Raw genomic sequence first — 23,907 nt, 5'->3', positions numbered from 1 at the left:
CGATATCTCATATGCGCAAATTTCGGCATAAATTCCCCCCTGAAACGGCATTTTTGGGCCATTTTGCCCGATTTCGACCCGTTTCGCAGAATGGTGCATGACGGGATTGTGCTGATGTCATGGCGCAGGGGTCACGACTGTGGCTTTTGGGGCGCATCGGCGGCCTTTGGGACGGGCAGGGCGTCAATGACACCGTCGACGCCGCGCAGTTCCAGCGGCACCAGGCCGTCGGGGCGGTCCAGTCCGGCGGCGTCCAGAACCGCGGCGCTGATCAGCAGTTCGACTTTCATCGGTTTGGTCTGCGCTTCCAGGCGGCTGGCGGCGTTGACGGCGTCACCGATCAGCGTGCGGGGCGCGTGGCCGGCGGCACCGATTTCGCCCAGCACCACGTTGCCCAGATGCAGCCCGATTCCGATGCCCACGGGTGGTGCGCCTTCGGCTTCCAGTCCCGCATTAAACGCATTCAGCGCGCGCCCGATCCCGGCCGCCGCCGCCAGCCCCGCCTGTGCTGACGACGCGGTGTCGGGGGTTTCAAACAGCGCCAGAAAGCCGTCGCCTAGATATTTGTCGATCTTGCCGCCCGATGCGGTGACCGCAGGCACCACCGCGTCGAAGAAGCGGTTCAGCAGGAACACCACATCGTAGGGCAGTTGCCCCGCCGTGCGGGCGGTAAAGCCGCGCATATCCAGAAACAGGATGGCAAGGGGGCGTTCCTGCCCTTGGGTGGCCGATCCGCGCGCCGTCTGCGTGCCGCTGGCAAAGACACGGTGAACCGTCATCGGTTGACTGGGCCGGATCTGACAGGCCAGCCGCGTGCCGGGGGCTGCCCCCACGGCCCGCAGGCTGCGCGCCTCGGCCTCTGATGGGGGTGGCAGGTCGTCGGCGCCGTCTTCGATCATCACGCGGCAGGTGGTGCACCGCCCCTTGCCCCCACACAGCGCGGTATGCGGCACGCCGGCAGTGCGCGACATTTCCAGCAGGGTCTGACCGCGCGCTGCGGTGATTGTCGGCCCGCCGGTATAGGTGATGCGCACGCTGGAACGCCGCGCGTTCAGCCGCAGCGCGAAATGGATCGCCAGCGCCGTGGCCAGCACCACGACAAACCCCCAATACAGCGTCGCGTCGATCTGGATCAGCCCGTCAAACTGCGTGGGGCCGGGAAAGTTATAATCATCCAGCATGTCCAGCCGCGTGTCCTCGTCCCGGGCGACCAGTTGCAACCGGCGGCTTTCCGTCACGAAACCGGCCAGCGCAAAGGCGGGCACCAACACCGCCAGTCCGGTCAGCAGATGCGTATTGCGCCGCCACCAGCCGCGCCCGCGCAGCCACAGGTGCAGGCCGATGCAGCCGTGGGTCCAGACGATCAACAGCAGCACGGTTTGGGTCAGCGCCGATCGCGTGCCCCAGATCAGATACATCAGATAGCCCATTTCGTCGTGGACGCCGTACACCTCGTGGGCGACGCGGGTATAGGTGATGTGGGTCAGCAGCAGCAGCGGAATGGCAAACCCGAACGCATATTGCACCGCCTCGGCGCGCGCCATGCGCAGGCTGCGCCGTTCAATCAGGCGCCACAGCGCAAGGCCCGCGTGCAGGATCAGCGCGGTGTAAAGCAGCACTTCGCCCACCGCATTGCGGGTCACAAGCTGGCGCAGGTCCTGTCCCTTGTCCAGCCAGACGGGCGAAAACAGGCCCAGCCCGATGTTCAGGAAATGCAGCAACGCATAGAGCATCAGCGCAAGACCACTGATGATGCGGGCACGGGTTGCCCAGTTGCCGCGCCACAGATCGGACATGCACTGCTCCTTGATTGTGCGCACAATGGCCTGCGGGCAGGACCGGCGTCAACGGGCCGATGCGGGGTGACCCCGCTCGACAGGTGACAGGGCCTGTGCGAAAAAGCCGATGACAGCCACAGGTGGAGCCCGGATGACCAATCCCTATGACAAGACTGCGCCGCGTGGCTTTTGGAAAACCGGCGTCGAGACCCGTGATCCGGTTGCGATGAGCGATATTCACACGCCCAAATGGCAGGTTCAGCCCGACATGCGCGTGGCCACGGCGGGCAGTTGCTTTGCACGGCATCTGGCGCGGTTTCTGACGCAAAACGGCTTTGACGTGATTGATGCCGAACCCGCGCCCGAGGGGCTAACGCCGCAGCAGGCGGAACAGGGCGGCTATGGCCAGTTTTCGGCGCGGTACGGCAACATCTATACCGCCCCGCAATTGGCGCAACTGTTGCAAGAGGTGCAGCGGGGCAAGCCGCCCAAGGGCATCATCTGGAAACGCGACGACCGTGTGATTGACGCCCTGCGCCCGCGCATTCCGGCGCAGGGTTTTGACACGGCAGCCCAAGCGCTTGAGGCGCGCGCGCAGCATCTGACAGCGGTGCGCGAGATGATCGAGGGACTGGACCTGTTCGTGTTCACCCTAGGGCTGACCGAGGCGTGGGAGCATCGCCAGCACGGCACCGTTTATCCCATTGCACCCGGCGCGGTGGGTGGCACGTTCGACCCCGATACATATGCCTTTCGCAACTTTGGCTATGCCGACACGATGGCCGCGCTGGAAGACAGCCTTGAAATGATCCGCGATATTCGCGGCGGGCGCGCGTTTCGGGTGTTGCTGACGGTGTCGCCCGTGCCGCTGACCGCCACGGCAACCGACGGGCATGTGTTGCCCGCGACGATCTATTCCAAGTCCGTCCTGCGGGCCGTGGCAGGCGACTGCGCCGCGCGGCACGAATTTGTCGATTATTTCCCGTCCTACGAGATCATCACCAACCCCGCCGCCCGGTCACGGTTCTATGACGCCAACCTGCGCACCGTCACCGAAGACGGCGTGCGGGCCGTGATGGGCGTGTTTTTCCATCACCATGGGGCAGGGGGCAGCGGTTTTCTGGAAACCACCGCCGCTGACAAGGCGCTGGTCGATGACGGCTGTGAAGAGGCGCTGCTGGATGCCTTTGCACCCAAAGTCAAACCGCAGACGCAGCCGGTGTTGGGCGCGCCACGGCTGAACATCGGGGCAACGCCCCAGGATCCGATCCTGTTTGCGGGCAACAGCCATCTGGCCAGCTTCAAGGAAGCGGTGCAGGCGGCCGCCCCCGATCTGGACCCGGCGGCGCATTGGTTCGTGCCGATCAACTGGACCACGGCGATACAGAGCGGCGGACGCTGGCCACGTCTGCGGCGGCGCAGCGGGTATGAGAAAATCGTGTTCCGGCCCGAATACCGCAACCGGATGCAGGACATCGACCTGTCGATGCATCGCGGACGGGTGACCCTGTGTCTGGTGGGGCGGAATTTCATCGGTGATCAGGTGCTGCGCGCGCATGGTGATCTGACCACCGGCCAGCCGGGCCTGCGCGATGGCAAGAAGGTGACACCGCAACTGCCCGTGGTGGGCCGCGATGATGCAGCTCTTGAGGATTTCTACCGCGGCGCCTTGCAGCCGCGCATCGCCTGGGCGCTGCAAATGCTGATGGACCCGATTTTCAAACGTGCGATCTGGGTCGCCTCGCCCGATCTGCCGGAACATGCAGCACGGGTGCGGCTGGGCGATGCCTTTGTCGACAGTGGAAGCTATCGCTTTCATCAGGCGGCGGCGCTGCGGGCGACATTGTCGATGATGCCCAAACAGGACGACCGGCTGCGGCTGATCCAGCACGATCCGGCCCTGCGCACCGACAGTGGTTTTATCCGCAACGAATACGCCGCGCACCCGTCCACAATGGACATCCACGCCAACGCCGCCTTTTACCGTGGGGCGTTGGAGCAGATGTTTGGCGAGCGGGCTAAGCCTGCGGCTTACGCGCCCTCTTTGACCTCGGCGCCGTAGCCCAGCGGCAGGGACGTGTCTTTTTCCAAGTCCGTATCCGCATTTTCAGCCAGCCAGCGTTCCGCTTCGAGTGCTGCCATGCAGCCCATGCCCGCCGAGGTCACGGCCTGGCGGTATTTGTGGTCGGTCAGATCGCCCGCCGCAAACACGCCCGGAATCGATGTTTCGGTGCTGTCGGGTTTGGTCACCACATAGCCGCCCATGTGGGTTTCCAACACGTCCTTGACCAATTCGTTCGACGGTGCGTGGCCGATGGCGACAAAGACGCCCTTGGCGGGGATGTCGGTGATTTCGCCGGTGTTCACGTTCTTGACCTTCACGCCCTCGACGCCCAGCGGGCTGTCGGTGCCATAGACTTCTTCAAGCTGGTGGAACCACAGGGTTTCGATTTTGGGGTTCTTTTTCAGCCGGTCTTGCAGGATCATCTCGGCGCGCAATTCGTCGCGGCGGTGGATCAGCGTGACCTTGGAGGCAAAGTTGGTCAGGAACAGCGCCTCTTCCACGGCGGTGTTGCCGCCGCCGATCACAACGATTTCCTGCCCGCGATAAAAGAACCCGTCGCAGGTGGCGCAGGCCGATACGCCGAAGCCTTTGAATTTCTCTTCCGATTCTATGCCAAGCCATTTGGCGCGCGCGCCGGTGGCCAGAATGATCGCATCGGCCACATAGACGGTGCCGCTGTCGGATTGTGCGACAAAGGGACGTTTCGAGAAATCGACCGATGTGATGATGTCGCCGATAACCTCGCAGCCCATCGCCTTGGCGTGGGCTTCCATGCGCACCATCAAGTCGGGACCTTGAACTTCGGTGTCGCCGGGCCAGTTTTCAACTTCGGTCGTGGTGGTCAACTGGCCACCGGGTTCGATGCCTTGCACCAGAATCGGCTCTAGCATGGCGCGGCTGGCGTAGATGCCTGCGGTGTAGCCCGAGGGGCCCGATCCGATGATCAGAACCTTGGTTTTGCGTGTCTCGCCCATGATGATCCCCTTGGGTTGGTCTGACGTGGCGCCCCGTTTGGTCGCGGTCGCGGTGTTATGACTGGTTTATGCAGCCCTTTGGATATAGTCGCCCGCGCTTTGTGATTGAACCCCGCAATTGCATGTCCGATATGCAGCGCTAACAGGCGTTTTTTGTCGTCATGGCCGCAAGATTCTTGCGTCAGGGCGAAACAATATTGCGCACAACGCGGCCAGTGTTATAACAACCGCAAATTCCGGGGGCAAAATGGCGAATACGCGGCTTGATCCAATTGATCGCAAGATTCTCGCAGAACTTCAGGCAGACGGGCGCATGACCAACGTCGAGTTGGCCAAGCGGGTGGGCATTTCTGCGCCGCCCTGTTTGCGCCGGGTGCGGACGCTGGAAGAATCGGGGTACATTCGCGGCTTTCACGCCGATGTGGACGCGCATGTACTGGGGTTTGAAGTGCAGGTCTTTGCCATGGTCGGTCTGGCCAGTCAGGCCGAAAGCGACCTGAGCGCATTTGAAGACCGCTGCCGTGCGTGGCCGCTGGTGCGCGAGTGTCACATGCTGAACGGCGAAGTTGATTTTATCTTGAAATGCGTGTCGCCCGATCTGTCGGGTTTTCAAAGCTTTCTGACGGGCGAGTTGCTGACCACACCGAACGTGGCCAGCGTCAAGACGTCGCTGGTGATCCGTCAGGCCAAGGACGAAGCAGGCGTGCCCTTTGACGTTCTGGAAGACCGGTTGAGCAAGACCGCCTGACCCGCGCGCTGCCGCGCGGGCCGGTTGGTTCGGTTCAGGCCGCCGAGTCGACTTGCTCGGGCGCGCGCGGATGCGCGAGCGGACCGAAATCGGTCACATGGGAAATGCGCGGGAACATCGCCAGGAACATATCGCGGACCGCGTGGCTGACATTGCGGGTCGCTTGCGCGCCGGGGTGGAAGGTTTCCATTGGCATTCCGCCCGCATAGATCGCAGCATGGCGTGTCAGGCAGATGTGGAACAGGCGCACCGACGTGGGCGGGGTCACCTCGATGACATTCACGCCATCCACGAAATCGCGCGCAGGTGTCAGCATTTGCGCCCCCGAGGCAAGGCTGCCGCGCAGATTGTGCGGGGTTTGCAGCAGACGGGCAGATGGCCCCACGGTCAGAAAGCTTTCGGGGCGCGACGGGCCAAAGCTGTCGGCCATGATGCGGATCAGCGATGTGCGCTTGCCGGTGTCTGCGGGGACAAAGTTGGTCGAACCGATCCAGACAGCTTGCGCCGCGTCGCCGTTGGCGGTGCGCAGCCAGTCGCCCGGTTGCAGATCCTCGATTGCGATGGGGCCATCACGTCCTTCCAACACCGTGCCACGGGCAAAGGCGGAAAAGGCCGATTCGATCAGCGGCAGCGCGGGGGCCTTGGTTTGGGCCACAAGACGGGTGCCATCGGCGCGCAGGGCGGCAAATTCATAGGTTCGGTTCGGCGGCAGGCTGCTGCCCTGTGCGTTATGGGCGGCATAGGCGTGGAAGCGGCGCGGTTGCCCGGCAAGGGCCATGGTGGTGTTCATGCGAATAACCTTGTTCTGGTCGGTCACATCTGATGTCGGCCCCCACCGACGACGACAGATGAACTGAGGTTCACGTGTCTGATGAACCTCTAATCGCTGAATATTGGTTTAACTGTCAAAGTTTTGGGAACATTTGCCCCCTGAAACGGATCAATCCGCCCCGAAAGGAGCGGATTGTATGATCTCGCGGCCATCTGTCGCCACATTTGTCGCATTCTTGCCCGAATCGGGCGATGGCGTCAGCGGTGCAGATTCGATTCTGTCAGGCGGGGGTCAGGCCGCCTTGCGATCCAGGTCGGCCTTGCGCTTGGCGATGAAAGCGGCGCGACGTGGGCCACGGGCCCAGGGCATCACTGTCTTGTCGTCAGCGGCAGTTGCGACCACGGATTTGATGAAGCGTGTGTTGGTTTTCATGTCGGTGCCCTTTGCTCTGTCATCTGGGCGGCGTCTGTGCCGCTGTTGAGATCATTTCTGACAGGGGTTTCAGGCACGCTTGGGACCGGTTTCGGCCAATTTGAAGAAACATTGCGGCGAAATTGGAACAATTAAGGCGGCGCTGCCCCAATTGTTTCCTGTTTTTTATGGGTTACAGCCGTATGGCTGCAATCAGGCGGCCATAATCGGCGGCCCGTTCGTGGACCGAGCGGCGGTACGAGAAAAACTGCGCCGGATCGGAATAGGTGCAGTGCCGCGTCCATTCGGCGGAGGCAACGCCACGGCTGCGCAGTCGGTGCAGGCCATAGCCGGGCAGGTCGTACATCATCCTGTCGCCTGTGCCGTTGGCAAAATAGCGGGCGCTGGCGTCGTCTTCGGCCATGTGGGTCTCGAAGAATTCCGGCCCCACTTCATAGGCGCGCTGGCTTATTGACGGGCCGATCACCACGTGGATGTTGTCGGCGGACGCGCCCAGGGCTTCCATGGCGTCCACCGTTGCTTCCAGCACGCCGTCCAGTGTGCCGCGCCAACCTGCGTGGGCGGCGCCGATAACCTGCGCCTTGTGGTCGGCAAACAGCACCGGCTGGCAATCCGCCGACAGTACGGACAGCGCCAGACCCGGCGTGGCGGTGACCAGCGCGTCGGCCTTGGGTTTGTTGGCCAGCGGGGCGGTGACGGGAATAACCTTGGTTGAATGGACCTGATGCACGCTGACCAGATGATCGGCGGGCACGTCCAGTTGCGCCGCCACACGGCCACGGTTGATCGCCACGATTTCGGATTGGTCGGTGCTGCCGCTGCCGCAGTTCAGCCCGGCAAACACGCCGGACGATGCCCCGCCCGCGCGGGTGAAGAACCCGTGTTGCAGCGGGTCCAGTGTTTCATGTGTCAGTGGCTTGAGCGTCATGGTTCCAGACCTGGTGGCGGCGTGGCCCCCTGCGGATAGAGGCCCAGCACTTTGAACAGGTTTCCCATTTCTGCGGGGTGCGTCAACCGGCGATGTGCGGCAATGTGATCCTGAAGCGGGCCGTCGCGCAGGGTTTGTGCCAGTGCCTGTGCCCTTTGCGTGATGCCCAGACGTTCCAGAAAAACGCCCTGGGGGGTAACGCGGGTGAAAGGGCAGTTGGCGGCCTGCGTCAGCGCCTCGAAATCCACATGGGTGGTCAGGTCGGCCGTGCCGGGATCGGCCAGCGGGTCGGTGGCCTGATGGGCTTGCAACGCCTGCAATGTGTCGCCCAGCGACCGCCAGTCACCATAGTCGATGATCAGCGCCGCGCCGCCGTGGTCGCGGATGCGGGTGCTGATGGTGTCGATGATCGGGCCGGTGGCGGGGCTGACCTCGACGATGTCGTCTTGCTTGGTGTCTTCCAGCCGATGCGCCAGCGCGGGTTGCGGCGTTGCAGGGCCAAGGCCCATGTGCAAACCGGTGCCCTCGGCCCCCACCATCCGCTCGCGCCAGCGGTCGCCGTCGCGTTGGTATTGGTGCACGGGCAGGGCGTCGAAGAATTCATTGGCAACCAGATACAGCGGGCGGTCTGGCAGGGCGTGAACACTGTCCAGCCACTGCGGCGCATGGGCCTGCAACGTTGTGGCCTGAATGTCGCGCAGGGTGGGCGAGGCTTCGATCAGCGTGACCTGCAAGGCCGCGTGGAACCCCGGCACGCGGGCCGTGGCGCGCAGGATGTCGGCCATCAGCGTCCCGCGCCCCGGCCCCAGTTCGGCCAGCGTGATCGCCGCAGGCGCGCCCTGATCCAGCCAGCTTTGCGCCAGTGACAGGCCGATCAACTCGCCGAACATCTGGCTGATTTCGGGGGCTGTGGTGAAATCACCCGCTGTGCCCAGCGGATCGCGGGTGGTGTAATATCCGTGGGTCGGGTGCAGCAGAGCCTCGGACATATAGTCGGCCAGAGTGATCGGACCTGAGGCCGCGATCCGGTCGGTCAATATCCGCAGCAGGCTCATGGGGTGGCGGTGGTGGTGGTTTCCGCACGCGGGCGGGCGCGCAGGATCAGCCACAGGCCCAGCACGATCATCGGCAGCGACAGGATCTGTCCCATGGTCAGCCCCCAGCCGCCCACGTGCCACGCCAGCCCCAGCGGGTTGCCAGGGGAAATGAACTGCGCGTCGGGCTGGCGGACAAATTCGACCAGAAACCGCGACAGGCCATAACCTGCAAAGAACGTACCCGCGACCCGTCCGGGATGTTTCAGCGCGCCGCGTTTCCAAACAAGGATCAGCAGGACAGCGCCCAGAATCAGCCCCTCAAGCAGGGCCTCATATAGCTGGCTGGGATGGCGCGCGCACAGGCCCGCTACATCCGGGCAATATTGCGCGGCGTCCCCGGGAAAGGCGACACCCCACGGCAGGTCGGTCGGACGGCCCCACAGTTCGGCGTTGATGAAATTGGCGATGCGCCCCAGCAACAGCCCCGGCGGGACACCCAGCGCGATGGCATCGGCGGCAGAGGTTTTCGGGATGTCGTGCCGCCATGTAAAGACAAAGGCTGCCGTGATAACGCCCAACAGCCCGCCGTGAAAAGACATGCCGCCTTGCCAGATCGCCAGTATCTGCATCGGATTGGCCAGATAATACGCCGGTTGGTAAAACAGGACATAGCCCAGCCGCCCGCCCAGAATCACGCCGATGATGATCCAGGTCAGCAGATCCTCGATCTGGGTGGTGGTCATCGGCGGCGTATCGTTGCGCCACAGCGTCGGGCGTTTGACCGCGCTGACCACCAGCCGCCAGCCGGCAAGGATGCCCACGATATAGGCCAGTGCGTACCAGCGCAGGGCGATGGTCATACCAAAAAGCGACACCGAAAAGATGTCGGGCGAGATGTCGGGAAAGGGGATCAAACCGGTCATGGGTGCGACATGCATGTGCGGCGCGGGGGAAGTCAACCTTGCGGGCGCGGGCATACCGCCCCATATAGATAACAAGCCAGTTACAGGAGAATGCACATGCAGGCGCGTGGCAAGATTTTTGATGATATTTCGCAACTGATGACCAACGCCATGGGCGTGGCGCAGGGGGCGAAAGACGAAGCCGAAACCGCGATGAAGTCGCTGATGGACCGCTGGTTGGCGGACAGCGACTTTGTCACCCGCGAGGAATTCGACGCGGTGCGCGCGATGGCGCAGAAGGCCCGCGAAGAGAACGAGACGCTGAAGGCCCGTCTGGACGCGCTGGAAAGCAAGTAAGTCGCGGCTGGAGCCAGGCGTGACAGCCGTTCCGACGTTTGCGCAGGTCTGACCATATTCGCAAGACGGCCCGCCAGCGGTTGATTGCGGTACACTGTTAAAGAGACCGCCCCCGACCTGTCAGAGGTTGCGGGCGGTCTTTGTCGTTAACGAAGTCCGCTCAGATCTTCCGTCAGGCGTCCATTTTGTGCGCCTTGGAACCTTTTCCACAACTTATTGAAGTTATCCCCAAATAAAGGGTTGCCACAGAGCCGCCCCGCCTGCACCATATTTGGTAGAGGTTAGGGGAACATCCCCCGATACCCAGAGCAGGCACCTAGCGCTTGGGGGCGCGGCAAGGCCCCGTCGCTAGAGCGAGAAAAAGAGGTGGCGACATGGCCCTTTCCGAGCATTACCTGGAAGACGAAATTCACCCGATTGATATTGTCGAGAACATCGCGGCGCATCACGACTGGGATTTCGACCGCATCGCAGACGACCAGATCGCAATGGCTGTCGAAGGTCAGTGGCGGACCTATTCGCTGACGTTGGCGTGGTCGGGTTATGACGAAACCCTGCGTCTGGTCTGTACCTTTGAAATGGAACCGCCCGCTGACAAGCTGGCTGATCTTTATGCCCTGCTGAACCTGATCAACGACCAGTGCTGGGCCGGTGCCTTTACCTTTTGGGAAGAGCAAAAGCTGATGGTCTACCGCTATGGTCTGGTTCTGGCCGGCGGTCAGATCGCAGGCCCCGAACAGGTCGACACCATGATCAACGCCGCCGTGATGAGCGCCGAGCGCTACTATCCTGCGCTGCAACTGCTGACATGGGGCGATCGCACGCCCAAAGAAGCGTTGGATGTCGCCATTGCAGAGGCCTATGGCCGCGCGTAAACCTTTGCCCTGAACCATATCGGGGAAGGGCAAACCATGACAAATGACGTGATCGCACAGCGCGGCCTTGTGCTGCTGGGCTGTGGCAAGATGGGGTCGGCGATGCTGGCAGGCTGGCTGAAACGCGGTCTGCCTGCCACGTCGGTCTGGGTGCAGGACCCGCATCCATCGGACTGGCTGAAATCCAGCGGCGTGCACATCAACGCCGACCTGCCCGTGCATCCGGCCATCGTTCTGGTGGCGGTCAAGCCGCAGATGATGGGCGACGCGGTGCCCAACATGGCGCATATGGGTGGCGGCGAGACGACGTTCGTAAGCGTCGCGGCGGGCACGCCGATTTCCTATTTTGAAAAGACATTGGGCGCAGGCACCCCCGTGGTGCGGGCGATGCCGAACACGCCTGCTGCCGTGGGTCGTGGGATCACCGCCATTGTCGCCAACGCGGCAGGGGCCGGCGCGCTGGACGTGGCCGAGGAATTGTTGAGCGCCGTGGGTCAGGTCGTACGGCTGGAAAACGAAGCGCAGATCGACGCGGTGACGGGGGTCAGCGGATCGGGCCCTGCCTATGTGTTCCACATGATCGAAACGCTGGCGGCAGGGGGCGTGGCCCAGGGGCTGTCGCCCGAGCTGGCGATGCAACTGGCCAAAGCCACCGTGGCCGGTGCCGGCGCATTGGCCGAGGATGCGGACGAAGACCCCACCCAATTGCGCATCAACGTAACCTCGCCCAATGGCACCACGCAGGCGGCGCTTGAGGTGCTGATGGACGAAGAAAACGGCTTTCCGGCCTTGCTGCCCCGCGCAGTGGCCGCCGCAACACGCCGTGCAAAGGAGCTGGCCGATGGCTGATAATCTGGACTTTGACACCTTTCTGAAGGTCGACATTCGCGTCGGCACCGTGCTGCGGGCTGAACCCTTCCCCGAGGCGCGCAAGCCTGCGATCAAGATGTGGATCGACTTTGGCGAAGATATTGGCGAGCGCAAGACCAGCGCACAGGTCACCGCGCATTACACACCCGATATGCTGGTGGGCAAACAGGTGGTTGCGGTGGTGAATTTTCCGCCGCGCCAGATCGGACCGTTCATGTCCGAGGTGCTGGTGCTGGGCCTGCCCGATGACGCGGGCGAGATCGTGTTGCTGCGCCCCGATCAGGCGGTGCCGGACGGGGGGCGGATGCATTGAAAACGGTTTTCATCTCGCGCCCGATGCCTGCCGAAGTCGAAGCCGAAGCGCGCAAGCATTTCGACGTCACCATGCGCGACAGCAACGCGCCGCTGTCACAGGCGGAGATGGTTCAGGCACTGGAAGGCTACGACGCCATCCTGCCAACCTTGGGTGACCAGTTCAGTGCCGAGGTTTTTGCGCAAGCCACGCCACGCGCGGTGATGCTGGCCAACTTTGGCGTGGGCTATAACCACATTGACGTGGCGGCGGCGCGGGTCAAGGGGCTGATCGTCAGCAACACGCCGGGCGCGGTGACCGACGCCACTGCGGACACCGCCATGACGCTGATGCTGATGAGCGCGCGGCGCGCAGGCGAAGCTGAACGCCTGGTACGCTCCGGGCAGTGGGAAGGCTGGCACCCGACGCAGATGTTGGGGATGCACCTGACGGGCAAGACGGTTGGCATTGTTGGCATGGGCCGCATCGGGCAGGCGATTGCGCGGCGCTGTCATTTCGGCTTTGGCATGACGGTCGCCTATTTCACCCGCTCGCCCAAGCATCTGGACTTTGACACGACGCCCTATGACGACCTGCACGCGCTGGCGGGGGCGGTGGATGTGCTGGTGCTGGCGGTGCCCGGTGGGAATGAGACGCGAAACCTGATTGATGCGGCAGTGATGGACGCGATGCAGCCTCATGCGCATCTGGTCAACATCTCGCGCGGTGACGTCGTGGACGAGGATGCCCTGATCGCCGCCCTGCAAAACGGGACCATCGGCGGTGCGGGCTTGGATGTCTATGCGCGCGAACCGCAGGTGCCTGCGGCGCTGGTGGCCTTGGACAATGTGGTGCTGCTGCCGCATCTGGGCACGGCGGCGCTGGATGTGCGCACCGATATGGGGCTGATGGCGCTGCGCAACCTGCGGGCGGTGCTGATCGACGGGCAGGACGCGCCGAACGCCGTTTAGCGTGCTTGCCAGAGGTCGGGGTAGGTCAGGACAACGCCGAAATCATTGGTAATCAGTGTTGCAAGATAGTTGTGAACCGGCGATGCGTAATCATAGCTGTTCGGTCCCGTGCGAGTGTAAATCTGGTGCAGCGGTTTCAGGTTCCAGTCGTCAGTGTCCAGCCACAAGGCCGTGGTTTCGGCGCTGTCCCCGATGCGCAGGTCCAGACGCCGGATGGCATTGGTGTTGCTGGCGGGGGTAAAGCCCAGATCGATATCCAGCGGGCCGCCTGCCTTGGCCACCGGCACGCCGTTGCAGGTCCAACCGTCTGGGCCGCGGATGACGCGCAGATGTTTGTCACCGCCGCCGACCCAGCCGGATACAGTCGCCTGCGTCGTCGACCAGTCGGGCGCGCAATCGATCCGGTAGCGCAGACAGGATGTTTCGGGGTCTGCAAAGATCGCGGTGCCGTCCAGCACCCAACCGTTGCCTTCTTGCGTGATGCGGCAGACGTCGGTGCCGCTGATGTCCAGCCGGTCCCACCAGACAGTCATGGGGGCGTGGTGGGTCATGCGGTATCGCCGGTTGCCTTGCGCCAGTGACGGCGGCACAGGCTGACGTAGGTTTCATTGCCGCCGATCTGCACCTGTGCGCCATCCTTGACGACGTTGCCCTGTGCATCCTGCCGCACGACCATCGACGCCTTTTTCCCGCAATGGCAGATGGTACGCACCTCGCGCATTTCGTCGGCCAGCGCCAAAAGGGTGGCCGAGCCGGGAAACAGCTTGCCCTGAAAATCGACCCGCAGCCCGTAGCACATGATCGGAACCTTCAGATCATCAACCGCGCGGGCCAGTTGCCAGACCTGCGCATCGCTTAGAAACTGCGCCTCGTCGATGAATATGCAGGCAATCTGGGCGGTGGCCAGATGGGTCTGGATCTTGGCGAACAGGTCTTCGTCCGGGCCGAAGGTGTCGGCATCCTGCCCGATTCCGATGCGGCTGGCGATGCGGCCCTGGCCTGCGCGGTTGTCGAATTGCGCGGTCAGCAGGTAACACTGCATCCCCCGCTCGCGGTAGTTGTGCGCGGCCTGCAACAGCACCGTGGACTTGCCTGCGTTCATGGTCGAGTAGTGAAAATAGAGCTTTGCCATGAGGGCAAGAGGTACGCCAAGGCACGTGGGCAGGCAAGGCTGCGTGCCGCGCCGAATGCCGGTTTTCTGTCGCGGCGGATGCGGGAGAAGAGCGCCCGCAGAGGCGTTTAGAAGAGGCCCGTTACGCCGACTGCCGAACACTCCGACCCGCCATTCCCATGCGGCGAAAGCACAACGAGCCTGACACATTCCCGTCGCGGGGTGGACAGGACACTCGAAAAATCCCGAAACTCTAGGGACGATAAAGAAATGACATTTCCACGCTGTTGATTTAATGGGAAAAGACTGGATGCTTTCCCACCTGACTTGCGGGGAAGCCTTGTGAGAGCCGAGTGGGGATGTATGGCAGGTATTGGCAGCTACTTGAAAAAGCACACCGAAGCGTTGGTCAAGGACGTGGGCATCGAGCCTGCCTGCGCTTTGACAGGCAAATCCAAGGCGACCTTGGGGCGGTATTATTCCGACAACCCGGAACATGCCGACCGGTTCATGCCGATTGATGCGGTGGTGCTGCTGGAGAAAGAAGCGTCCTTTCCTTTCGTCACCACGGCGCTGGCAGAATTGCAGGGTGGCAGCCTGGGGTTCGAAGACCGCCGCCAGAACGCGCCTTCGACGGGTGGCGTCAATGCGGATGTGATCGCGCTAAGCCAACGCTTTGCCATGCTGATGAGTGAATACCAGCAGTCGATCGAAGACGGGATCATCACCGTCAACGAAGCCAAGCGCCTGCTGCGCGAGACGTCGCTGTTGCAGCGCGTGCTGATCGACATGAAACTGCATCTGGAAGAAGAAAGTGCCTGAGGATATTGGCGCGCTTCTGACAGACGCATTGCCCGACATTGATGTGGACGCGCTGGCCGCGGCGAATGATCCGCGCCACCCGCCACGCATCCTGCTGCTGTACGGCTCACTGCGCGACGTCAGCTATTCACGGCGCGCCGCCGAGGAATCGGCGCGTGTGCTGCGCCATCTGGGCTGCGAGACGCGGATGTTCGACCCTGCTGGCCTGCCGCTGGTGGACGATACGTCCGAGGAGCATCCCAAGGTCGTGGAGCTGCGGGAACTGGCCGTCTGGGCCGAAGGCATGGTGTGGTCGTCGCCCGAACGTCACGGGGCCATGACCGGGCTGATGAAGACACAAATCGACTGGCTGCCGCTGTCGATGCAGGGCGGCATTCGGCCGACCCAAGGCAAGACGCTGGCTGTGATGCAGGTGTCGGGCGGGTCTCAGTCTTTTAACGCGGTCAACCAGATGCGCATTCTGGGGCGCTGGATGCGGATGGTGACCATTCCCAACCAGTCGTCCATTCCCAAGGCGTGGCTTGAGTTTCAGGACGGGCGTCTGCCCGAGGGGCCGTTTTACCGCCGCATCGTTGATGTGATGGAAGAGCTGGTGAAATTTACCTGGCTGGTGCGCGGGCGGGCCGATTATCTGGTGGACCGCTATTCGGAACGTGTGGAGACGGTCGAAGCGGTGCACAAGCGGGTCTCGCAGAAATAGCGGGTCTGGCTTGGTGAAGCCGAATTGGGGGCGCTGCCCCCTGGCCCCCCGGGATATTTTTGGCCAAAAGAAGCCGGTTTAGCCGTGTTTTTCGACCAGCACGCTGCCAACGGAATAGCCCGCGCCGAAAGAGCAGATCAGGCCGTGATCGCCATCCTTGAGGTCGGCGGAATGTTTGGCGAAGGTGATGATCGACCCCGCCGATGACGTATTGGCGTAGTCTTGCAGGATGTTGGGCTGCTCGTGCGGTTCGGGCGTGCGGCCCAGAACCTTTTTGCCGATAAAATCGTTCATGCTTTTGTTGGCCTGATGCAGCCACAGGCGTTTGATGTCCGTGGCGCCCAGATTTTCGTCGGCCATATGGTCCATGATGTGTTGCGATACCATCGGGACCACTTCCTTGAACACCTTGCGGCCGTTCTGCATGAACTGCATGTCGCGGCGGTCTTTCATGCCGTCGGGGCGCGAGCGGCGCAGAAAGCCGTTGTTGTTGCGGATGTTGTTGGAAAAGCTGGTGGCGCAGCGGGTGGATTTGACCGCGAAATAGGTGCCTGTTGCGTCTTCTTCCCGTTCCAGCAGGGTGGCGGTGGCCACGTCGCCAAAGATAAAGTGGCAGTCGCGGTCGCGCCATTCGATGTGGGCCGAACAAATTTCGGGGTTGATCACCAGCGCCGAGCGGATCGATCCGGAACGGATCATGTCGGCGGCGGCCTGAATGCCAAAAGTGGCGGACGAGCAGGCGACGTTCATGTCGAAAGCAAAGCCCTGAATGCCCAGCAGGTCCTGAATTTCAATGGCGACGGCGGGGTAGGCGCGCTCAAGATTCGAGGCGGCGCAGATAACAGCACCCACGTCGGCGGCGGTTTTGCCTGCGTTATCCAGTGCGATGTGCGCGGCCTTGATCGCCATTTCGGCCATGATCGACGGCTCGTCATCGCTGCGCTGACGCATTTTGGGGTACATCACGGTGGGGTCCAGAATGCCATCTTTGACCATCACGTAACGTTGTTCGATGCCCGATGCCTTGAAGATGAAATCTTCGGACGAGTGGTCCTTGGCCTCGACCGTGCCTGCGGCGATCCCGTCGGCATGTTCGGCATTGTACAGATCGGCATAGGCGTTGAAGGCCGTCACCAGTTCTGCGTTCGTGATCGTCTCGGAGGGTGTGAAGACACCTGTGCCTGTGATCGCCGGTGTGTACATGATCTGCCCCTTTTTTCAGCGATCTATATCAAGCCGTGTTAGCGCCAGAAGGTCAAGGTGGGGCGGCGGGTCACCGCCCCGATTTTCAGGACTGGACGGCGGTCATGAACCGGTCGCGGATCACCACGGGGTCTTTGGTGATCACCGGCACCTTGATGTTGCCGCTGTCGCATTTGGCGACGATCACGGTCATGCGTCTGGACGCCAGCGCGTCCGTCAGCGCCTGTGCGGTGTCCCTGGCGGCCACTTCGACCACGGTGTCGCAGCCGCAGGCACGGGCCACGGCGGTCAGCGAGGTTTTCTTGCCCGCATAGGTCGGCTGGTCGCCGGTTGAGCCGTAGCTGCCGTTGTCGATGATCAGCAGGATGTAGTTGTCGGCCACGTTGTTGGCGATGGTGGGCAGGGTGCCAAGGTTGGTCAGAACGGACCCGTCGCCGTCGATGGCGATGACCTGTTTGGGTTGCGCCAGTGCCAGCCCCAACCCGATGGACGAGGCCAGCCCCATGGTGCCCAGCATGTAAAAGTTGGTGGGCTGGTCGTCGATCATGTGCAGTTCCTGGCTGGGCAGGCCGATGTTGCATACCACCAGATGGTCGCGGATCACGGGGGCGATGTCGCGCAGGATGTCGGAACGGTTCATCAGTAGCCTCCCCAGAAGGTCGCGTCGGTCAGGATGGCGACGGGTTTGTTGCACATGAAGGTGTATTTCAGGATCGCGTCCAGTTCGTCGGCGTCCGACTGTTTGTGAAAGTGGTAGGTGGGAATGTTCAACTGCGCCAGCAGTGCCTTGGTGTGGACGGCCATTTCGGCCTGACAGGCGACGGGCTCTTTCAGCTCTCCGCGATACGAGATCAGCATCGGCAGGGGCATCCGGTAGAATTGAGTCAACGTGACCAGTGTGTTGATCGTGACGCCGATGGCGGTGTTCTGCATGATGATCATCGGGCGTTTGCCGCCCATCCATGCGCCCGCGCACAGGCCCATGCCTTCGTCTTCCTTGTTCGCGGGGACGTGCATGATGTCCGGGTGGGCTTCGACCGCTTCGATCACGCCGCCCAGTTGTTTGCACGGCACAGTGGTGACAAAGCTGATGTCATTGGCCACCAAATCGCCGACGATCTGTTCTGATATGGTCATGGGGTTCTTTCTGTTCGGTCAGGTTTGCGCCGCAAGGTCAAAGTGTTCGTCCGGGAAATACTTGGCCAGACGCACATCGGCACTGCGGGCGTGGCCCTCCATGCCTTCGACGCGGCTGATGCGGGCGGTGGCGGCGGCCACTGATTTTGAACCTGCCCGGGTGGCGCGCTGCCATGTGACGACCTTCATGTATTTGTGGACGCTCAGGCCGCCAGTGTATTTCGCCGCACCCGATGTCGGCAAGACGTGGTTGGTGCCCGTGGCCTTATCGCCATAGGACACGGTTGTTTCCTCGCCCAGAAACAGCGAACCGTAGCAGGTCAGCCGGTCGAGCCACCAATCCAGGTCTGCGGCCTGTACCGTCAGGTGTTCGGGGGCGTAGGCATCAGAACAGGCGGCCATGTCCTCGCGGTCGTCGCACAGGATGATCTCGGCATAGTCGCGCCATGCGGCTTCGGCGTTTTCGCGATTCAGGGCAGGCAGGGTTGCGATCAGGGCGGGCACGCGGCGGGCGACGTCCTGCGCCAGCGCGCGGTTGTCGGTGACCAGCCAGACGGGCGAGTTGTAGCCATGCTCGGCCTGGCTGACCAGATCGGTGGCCACGATGTGCGGGTCTGCGGTGGCGTCGGCCAGGATCAGGCTGTCGGTTGGCCCGGCCACCATGTCGATGCCGACACGGCCATACAGGATGCGCTTGGCTTCGGCGACGTATTGGTTGCCGGGGCCTGCCAGAATATCGGCGCGGGGCAGGCCGAACAGCCCGAATGTCATCGCGGCGATCCCCTGAACGCCACCCATCGCCAGAATACTGTCGGCCCCGCACAGATGGGCGGCAAAGATGATTGCAGGCGGCAGGCCAACATCGGGGCGTGGCGGAGAGCAGGCTGTGATGTGGCGGACACCGGCGACCTTGGCGGTGGTGACGGTCATGATGGCCGAGGCCACATGCGAATAGCGCCCGCCGGGGATGTAGCAGCCTGCGGCATTGCAGGGGATGGCTTTTTGACCTGCGATCAGGCCGGGGACGACTTCGGTGTGGGTGTCTTGCACGGACTGCTTTTGCATCTCGGCAAAGCTGCGGACGTTATCGCGGGCAAAGGTGATGTCGTCGCGCAAACCTTGGGGCACGCGCGCGCAGGCTTCTGCGATGGCGTCGGCGCTTAGCACTATGGGGCCATCGTAGCCGTCAAGCTGGGTGGCATAGCGGCGGGCCGCGTCTTCGCCACCCTGTTCGATGTCGGACAGCATCGCCGAGACGGTTTGTGAGACATCCGCCGCGTCGGTCCGTGCGGATTTGGTTGCTTTTTTCAGATATTCGCGGGGCAAAGTGCGCGCTCCATCATCATGTTGACGGAACGCTAATGCAGCGACGGGCGCGTCGTCACCCCTGCACGGTCGGCTTTGCAAAGATCACTGTGCCGTTTTCAGAAATCCAATGACAGGGCGGGTCAGTGGCCCCCCATGGCCCAGCCGTTGACCAGACCCAGCATCGGCCCCACGCCCAGATCAGCGTCGAAAAACCCGCGCAACAGCATCTCGCCTGCCACATACAGCAGCACGACAAGACCCAGCCACGAGATGACGGGAAAGCGCGTCAGCAGCTTCATGATCAGGGTCGCGGCAAAGGCCATCAGCAGGATCGCCAGCCCCAGGCCAAAGATCAGCATTTCGGCGTTGCCTTGGGCAATCGCAGCCACGGCCAGCACGTTGTCCAGCGACATCGACACATCCGCCAGCGTGATCGAGATCAGCGCCGACAGCAGCGTGCGGCGGGGCGGTCCGGTGTAGCCAGCACCCGCATCGTCTGCCTTGGCCAACGCCGCTTCGGCGCGCGCATCGGTTTGTTCGCGGATTTCCTGGTACAGCCGCCAGCACACCCAGAACAGCAACAGCGATCCGACAAACAACAGCCCCGGGACGGCCAGAAGTTCCGTTGCCACCACGGCAAAGATGATACGCAGAATGGCGGCAATCATCATGCCGTACAGGATTGCGCGTTTGCGCAGTTCAGGGGCCAGACAGGCTGCGGCCATCCCGATGACCAGTGCATTGTCACCCGACAGGATCAGGTCGGCGATGATAATTTTCGAGAAATCCAGAAACGTGTCCATCATCAGATGGTGCCCCCGAACGGCACAGTGGCGGGGGGAATTAGGGGCAGATGCAAGGGGGTGTCCTCGGGCTTCGGGTGCAGGGCGCCATGCTGGCCGCACTGGCTAACAAATGTGGACGAAGATCCACACTTGCAAGGGCCGTTCCAGTAAGTTGAAGATACAGTTGCTAGATCAGCGGAACAAACGGCAGGTCACAGGCGGCAAGGCCGATCATCAGCAAGAAGACCACAAAAAGACGCATGACAGACCCCGTCAGGTTGGACGCATTGGCCCCCAACCTGCCCGAATGCCTTGCCCGCTGTCTACCCTTGCAGCGGCTTCACACCCACATCGTCGGCGGCCTGTGCCTTGATCGCCAGAGCGGCGGCATAGGACGCCGCTGCGGTGGTGAAATAGGGGATCTTGTCATAAAGCGCGATCGAGCGGATCGACTTGCTGTCTTCGACCGCCTGCGTGCCCTCGGTCGAGTTCATGACCATCTGCACGCCGCCGTTTTTCATCAGGTCGGTGACGTCGGGGCGGCCTTCGTAGACCTTGTTGACGGTCCCGCAGGTGTGGCCATTTTCGGTCAGCCATTTGGCCGTGCCGTTCGTGCCCACAAGGGTAAAGCCCAGTTCCAGCAGGATTTTTGCCGCTTCCAGCATGTCGCCCGTCTTGTCGTCATCCTTGATCGACACGAACACGCAACCTTCGCGCGGCAACGGGTTGCCTGCGCCCATCTGCGCCTTGAGGAAGGCACGGGGGAAATCGCGGTCCCAGCCCATGACCTCGCCGGTCGAGCGCATTTCCGGCCCCAGGATCGTATCGACACCGGGGAAGCGGGCGAAGGGCAGCACTGCCTCTTTCACCGAATACCACGGCATGTTGGGGTCGGCCAATGTCATCGGATCGCCCAGCGGCAGTACGTCCGAATATTTGGCGGACGCGTCATAAGGCGCGCGCATCGGGAAGTTTGTCAGCGGCTCGCCCGCCATGACGCGTGCGGCGATGGACGCAATCGCGCTGTCGGTCGCCTTGGCCACGAAGGGCACGGTGCGCGAGGCACGGGGGTTGACCTCGATCAGGTAAATTTCGCCGTCCTTGACCGCGAACTGGATGTTCATCAGGCCGACCACATGCAGGGCCAGCGCCAGCGCATGGGTCTGCACTTTGACCTGTTCGATGATCTCGTCGGACAGCGAATAGGGGGGCAGCGAACAGGCGCTGTCGCCCGAGTGTACGCCCGCCTCTTCGATGTGCTGCATGATGCCTGCGACGTGCACGTTGGTGCCGTCACAGATTGCGTCGACGTCCAGTTCAACCGCGCCGGACAGGTAGCTGTCCAGCAATACGGGGCTGTCGCCCGATACCACGACGGCCTCTTTGATATAACGCTCAAGCTGGGCCTGATCCCGCACGATTTCCATCGCGCGGCCACCCAACACGTAAGACGGGCGGATCACCAGCGGGAAACCGATGTCCTTGGCGATTTCCATCGCTTCGGCGTCGGAATGGGCGATGCCGTTGTGCGGCTGTTTCAGGCCAAGGCCGTTGACCAGTTGCTGGAACCGCTCGCGGTCTTCGGCCAGGTCGATGGCGTCGGGTGTGGTGCCAAGGATCGGAATGCCTTCGGCGTGCAAGGCGGCGGCGATTTTCAGCGGGGTCTGGCCGCCGAATTGCACGATCACACCGTGCAACGTGCCGTTGTCCTGTTCGACCCGCAGGATTTCCATGACATGCTCGAACGTCAGCGGTTCAAAATATAGCCGGTCCGAGGTGTCATAGTCGGTCGACACGGTTTCGGGGTTGCAGTTGACCATGATGGTTTCATAGCCCGATGCCGTCAGCGCATAGCAAGCGTGACAGCAGCAATAGTCAAACTCGATGCCCTGACCGATGCGGTTGGGACCGCCGCCCAGGATCACGACCTTTTTGCGGTCGGACGGGCGGGCTTCGCATTCGACCTCGCCAAAGACGGGCGATTCATAGGTTGAATACATATAAGGGGTTTGCGCCTCGAACTCGGCGGCGCAGGTGTCGATGCGTTTGAACACGGCGACAACGCCCGCAGCACGGCGTGCGGTGCGCACCTGATCTTCGGTCAGGCCGGTCAGCGTGCCCAGACGCGCATCGGTAAAGCCCATCATCTTGAGGTGGCGCAGGCCTTTTTCATCCTCGGGCAGACCGTTGGCGCGGACCTCTTCCTCGGTGTCGATGATCTCGCGGATACGGGCCAGGAACCACGGATCGAACATGGTGATGCCGTGGATGTCCACATCGCTGATGCCGTGGCGCATGGCTTGGGCGATTACACGGATGCGGTCGGGTGTCTGTTGCGCCAGCGCCTTGGTGATGGCGGCACGGTCGGGTGCGCCCGGAATGGCGATTTCGTCAAAGCCGGTCAGACCGGTTTCCAACGACGCCAGCGCCTTTTGCATCGATTCGTGGATGGTGCGGCCAATGGCCATCGCCTCGCCCACGGATTTCATCGCGGTGGTCAGGTTCGGCTCGGAGCCCGGGAATTTCTCGAACGCAAAGCGCGGGATCTTGGTGACGACATAGTCAATCGTCGGCTCAAAGCTGGCCGGTGTCACCTTGGTGATGTCGTTGTCCAGCTCGTCCAGCGTATAGCCCACGGCCAGTTTCGCCGCGATCTTGGCAATCGGGAAACCCGTCGCCTTGGACGCCAGCGCCGACGACCGCGACACGCGGGGGTTCATTTCGATCACGACCATGCGGCCATCGGCGGGGTTCACCGCCCATTGCACGTTTGACCCGCCGGTTTCCACGCCGATCTCGCGCAGGACGGCGATCGAATGGTTGCGCATGATCTGGTATTCTTTGTCGGTCAGCGTCAGGGCCGGGGCCACGGTGATGCTGTCGCCGGTGTGCACGCCCATCGGGTCGATGTTTTCGATGGAACAGACGATGATGGCGTTGTCGGCGGTGTCGCGGACCACTTCCATCTCGTATTCTTTCCAGCCCAGCAGGCTTTCATCCACCAGGATCTGACCCACGGGCGACGCATCCATGCCGGTGCGGCAGTAGTGTTCGTAATCTTCGCGGTTGTACGCCACGCCACCGCCTGTGCCGCCCATGGTAAAGGCGGGGCGGATGATGGCGGGCAGGCCGACGTAATCCAGTGTTTCAAACGCCAGCGCCACACCTGCGGCAAGGTCTTTCTTGCCGTCCGGCCCTTTGGGGGCGGTGACGATGGTGGCTTTGGGGTTCTCGATGCCCAGACGGTCCATCGCCTCGCGGAACAGTTTGCGGTCTTCGGCCATTTCGATGGCCTCGCGCTTGGCGCCGATCATCTCGACGTTGTATTTCGCCAGCACGCCCATTTCTTCCAGCGCCAGCGAGGTGTTCAGGCCGGTCTGTCCGCCCATGGTCGGCAGCAGCGCGTCGGGGCGTTCCTTTTCGATGATCTTGGCGACCATTTCGGGGGTGATCGGCTCGATATAGGTCGCATCGGCCATGCCCGGATCGGTCATGATTGTCGCAGGGTTCGAGTTGACCAGAATGATCCGGTATCCCTCTTCGCGCAGGGCCTTGCAGGCCTGTGCGCCCGAGTAGTCGAATTCGCAAGCTTGCCCGATCACGATTGGGCCAGCTCCGATGATCATGATGGACTTGATATCGGTTCTTTTTGGCATGGCGCGACCCCTTACGTTTTCGGGCACCCCCTGCGCCCAAATTGTCCTGCGTTATAGGCAACAAGGCGTCGGGCGCAAGGCCCGTCACCCCGCTTGTGGCCCATCATTCAGGCGGATTCACAAAAATCTTTGCCTGCGCAGGACTGACAGCCGGAACCACAGGCCCACTGTTGCGTTATCAACC

At 62.4% G+C, this 23,907-nt stretch carries 24 protein-coding genes; 9 read left to right on the top strand and 15 right to left on the bottom strand.

Going from position 1 to position 23,907, the window contains the following annotated elements; genetic code table 11:
• Positions 1-131 precede the first annotated feature (131 nt).
• The gene (locus tag AAC077_RS11890) at positions 132-1,796 is read right to left on the bottom strand and encodes an adenylate/guanylate cyclase domain-containing protein (protein WP_339769848.1); all 1,665 of its coding nucleotides are present in this window, start codon (positions 1,794-1,796) and stop codon (positions 132-134) included.
• A gap of 133 nt (positions 1,797-1,929) precedes the next feature.
• Between AAC077_RS11890 and AAC077_RS11885 the strand changes: the two genes are divergently transcribed.
• Complete coding sequence (locus AAC077_RS11885; protein ID WP_339769846.1) at positions 1,930-3,840, top strand: GSCFA domain-containing protein; 1,911 nt, start codon at positions 1,930-1,932, stop codon at positions 3,838-3,840.
• On the opposite strand, the gene trxB is transcribed toward AAC077_RS11885, so the two are convergent.
• Positions 3,810-4,817, bottom strand: coding sequence for a thioredoxin-disulfide reductase (trxB, locus tag AAC077_RS11880; protein ID WP_339769844.1), 1,008 nt, complete (start codon positions 4,815-4,817; stop codon positions 3,810-3,812). The two genes, AAC077_RS11885 and trxB, sit on opposite strands and share 31 nt — an antisense overlap.
• A 247-nt stretch (positions 4,818-5,064) precedes the next feature.
• Here trxB and AAC077_RS11875 point away from each other — a divergent pair, with 247 nt between their 5' ends.
• On the top strand, positions 5,065-5,565 hold the full coding sequence (locus tag AAC077_RS11875) for an Lrp/AsnC family transcriptional regulator (protein ID WP_339769842.1): 501 nt from the start codon (positions 5,065-5,067) through the stop codon (positions 5,563-5,565).
• 34 nt (positions 5,566-5,599) lie between these two features.
• Here the strand turns inward: AAC077_RS11875 and AAC077_RS11870 are convergent, their stop codons facing one another.
• The 5 genes from AAC077_RS11870 to lgt all read right to left on the bottom strand — a co-directional run bounded on the left by AAC077_RS11870 (position 5,600) and on the right by lgt (position 9,657).
• Complete coding sequence (locus AAC077_RS11870; protein ID WP_339769840.1) at positions 5,600-6,355, bottom strand: Hint domain-containing protein; 756 nt, start codon at positions 6,353-6,355, stop codon at positions 5,600-5,602.
• A 273-nt stretch (positions 6,356-6,628) separates the two neighbouring features.
• Entirely contained in the window at positions 6,629-6,769 is a 141-nt protein-coding gene (locus tag AAC077_RS11865; RefSeq protein WP_339769838.1) for a hypothetical protein, read from the bottom strand.
• Positions 6,770-6,941: 172 nt separating this feature from the next.
• Complete coding sequence (gene pgeF, locus AAC077_RS11860; protein WP_339769836.1) at positions 6,942-7,697, bottom strand: peptidoglycan editing factor PgeF; 756 nt, start codon at positions 7,695-7,697, stop codon at positions 6,942-6,944.
• Positions 7,694-8,752: an SAM-dependent methyltransferase gene (locus AAC077_RS11855; protein ID WP_339769834.1), complete on the bottom strand. Its 1,059-nt coding sequence runs from the start codon at positions 8,750-8,752 to the stop codon at positions 7,694-7,696. The genes pgeF and AAC077_RS11855 overlap by 4 nt, the downstream gene beginning before the upstream one ends.
• Complete coding sequence (lgt, locus tag AAC077_RS11850; protein ID WP_339769832.1) at positions 8,749-9,657, bottom strand: prolipoprotein diacylglyceryl transferase; 909 nt, start codon at positions 9,655-9,657, stop codon at positions 8,749-8,751. The genes AAC077_RS11855 and lgt overlap by 4 nt, the downstream gene beginning before the upstream one ends.
• A 96-nt stretch (positions 9,658-9,753) precedes the next feature.
• Between lgt and AAC077_RS11845 the strand changes: the two genes are divergently transcribed.
• From AAC077_RS11845 to AAC077_RS11825, 5 genes are all read left to right on the top strand, one after another.
• On the top strand, positions 9,754-9,993 hold the full coding sequence (locus tag AAC077_RS11845; RefSeq protein WP_339769830.1) for an accessory factor UbiK family protein: 240 nt from the start codon (positions 9,754-9,756) through the stop codon (positions 9,991-9,993).
• Positions 9,994-10,367: 374 nt separating this feature from the next.
• A complete protein-coding gene (locus AAC077_RS11840) occupies positions 10,368-10,868 on the top strand; it encodes a YbjN domain-containing protein (RefSeq protein ID WP_339769828.1) in 501 nt (166 codons plus the stop codon).
• Positions 10,869-10,904: 36 nt separating this feature from the next.
• A complete protein-coding gene (proC, locus tag AAC077_RS11835) occupies positions 10,905-11,717 on the top strand; it encodes a pyrroline-5-carboxylate reductase (protein WP_339769826.1) in 813 nt (270 codons plus the stop codon).
• On the top strand, positions 11,710-12,051 hold the full coding sequence (locus tag AAC077_RS11830; protein ID WP_339769824.1) for a tRNA-binding protein: 342 nt from the start codon (positions 11,710-11,712) through the stop codon (positions 12,049-12,051). The genes proC and AAC077_RS11830 overlap by 8 nt, the downstream gene beginning before the upstream one ends.
• A complete protein-coding gene (locus AAC077_RS11825; protein ID WP_339769822.1) occupies positions 12,048-13,001 on the top strand; it encodes a D-glycerate dehydrogenase in 954 nt (317 codons plus the stop codon). The genes AAC077_RS11830 and AAC077_RS11825 overlap by 4 nt, the downstream gene beginning before the upstream one ends.
• On the opposite strand, the gene AAC077_RS11820 is transcribed toward AAC077_RS11825, so the two are convergent.
• Positions 12,998-13,534, bottom strand: a complete 537-nt coding sequence (locus AAC077_RS11820) for a putative glycolipid-binding domain-containing protein (RefSeq protein WP_339769820.1) — start codon at positions 13,532-13,534, stop codon at positions 12,998-13,000. The genes AAC077_RS11825 and AAC077_RS11820 overlap by 4 nt on opposite strands.
• 14 nt (positions 13,535-13,548) lie before the next feature.
• Positions 13,549-14,133 (bottom strand): thymidine kinase, encoded by a 585-nt coding sequence (locus AAC077_RS11815; protein ID WP_339769818.1) that lies wholly within the window; start codon positions 14,131-14,133, stop codon positions 13,549-13,551.
• A gap of 342 nt (positions 14,134-14,475) precedes the next feature.
• Between AAC077_RS11815 and AAC077_RS11810 the strand changes: the two genes are divergently transcribed.
• Together AAC077_RS11810 and arsH are read left to right on the top strand one after the other, a co-directional pair.
• The gene (locus tag AAC077_RS11810; protein WP_339769816.1) at positions 14,476-14,934 is read left to right on the top strand and encodes a hypothetical protein; all 459 of its coding nucleotides are present in this window, start codon (positions 14,476-14,478) and stop codon (positions 14,932-14,934) included.
• Positions 14,927-15,634 carry an arsenical resistance protein ArsH gene (gene arsH / locus AAC077_RS11805; RefSeq protein ID WP_339769814.1) on the top strand — a complete coding sequence of 236 codons (708 nt, stop codon included), beginning with the start codon at positions 14,927-14,929 and terminating at the stop codon, positions 15,632-15,634. The genes AAC077_RS11810 and arsH overlap by 8 nt, the downstream gene beginning before the upstream one ends.
• 78 nt (positions 15,635-15,712) lie before the next feature.
• On the opposite strand, the gene AAC077_RS11800 is transcribed toward arsH, so the two are convergent.
• From AAC077_RS11800 to carB, 6 genes are all read right to left on the bottom strand, one after another.
• Positions 15,713-16,837 (bottom strand): beta-ketoacyl-ACP synthase III, encoded by a 1,125-nt coding sequence (locus tag AAC077_RS11800; RefSeq protein ID WP_339769812.1) that lies wholly within the window; start codon positions 16,835-16,837, stop codon positions 15,713-15,715.
• 85 nt (positions 16,838-16,922) lie between these two features.
• Positions 16,923-17,477 carry a sulfopyruvate decarboxylase subunit beta gene (gene comE / locus AAC077_RS11795; RefSeq protein WP_339769810.1) on the bottom strand — a complete coding sequence of 185 codons (555 nt, stop codon included), beginning with the start codon at positions 17,475-17,477 and terminating at the stop codon, positions 16,923-16,925.
• Positions 17,477-17,974 (bottom strand): sulfopyruvate decarboxylase subunit alpha, encoded by a 498-nt coding sequence (gene comD, locus AAC077_RS11790; RefSeq protein WP_339769808.1) that lies wholly within the window; start codon positions 17,972-17,974, stop codon positions 17,477-17,479. Before comD ends, comE begins: the two co-directional genes overlap by 1 nt.
• Before the next feature lie 18 nt (positions 17,975-17,992).
• Complete coding sequence (hisD, locus tag AAC077_RS11785) at positions 17,993-19,300, bottom strand: histidinol dehydrogenase (protein WP_339769806.1); 1,308 nt, start codon at positions 19,298-19,300, stop codon at positions 17,993-17,995.
• 122 nt (positions 19,301-19,422) lie between these two features.
• Positions 19,423-20,088, bottom strand: coding sequence for a YjbE family putative metal transport protein (locus tag AAC077_RS11780; RefSeq protein ID WP_339769804.1), 666 nt, complete (start codon positions 20,086-20,088; stop codon positions 19,423-19,425).
• 302 nt (positions 20,089-20,390) lie between these two features.
• Positions 20,391-23,723, bottom strand: coding sequence for a carbamoyl-phosphate synthase large subunit (gene carB / locus AAC077_RS11775; protein WP_339769801.1), 3,333 nt, complete (start codon positions 23,721-23,723; stop codon positions 20,391-20,393).
• Between the last annotated feature and the right edge of the window lie 184 nt (positions 23,724-23,907).

It is taken from the genome of uncultured Pseudosulfitobacter sp. (assembly GCF_963976325.1).
Lineage (GTDB): Bacteria > Pseudomonadota > Alphaproteobacteria > Rhodobacterales > Rhodobacteraceae > Pseudosulfitobacter.
The sequence above is the reverse complement of the archived record's forward strand: the minus strand, read 5'-3'. Positions and strand labels throughout refer to the sequence as shown.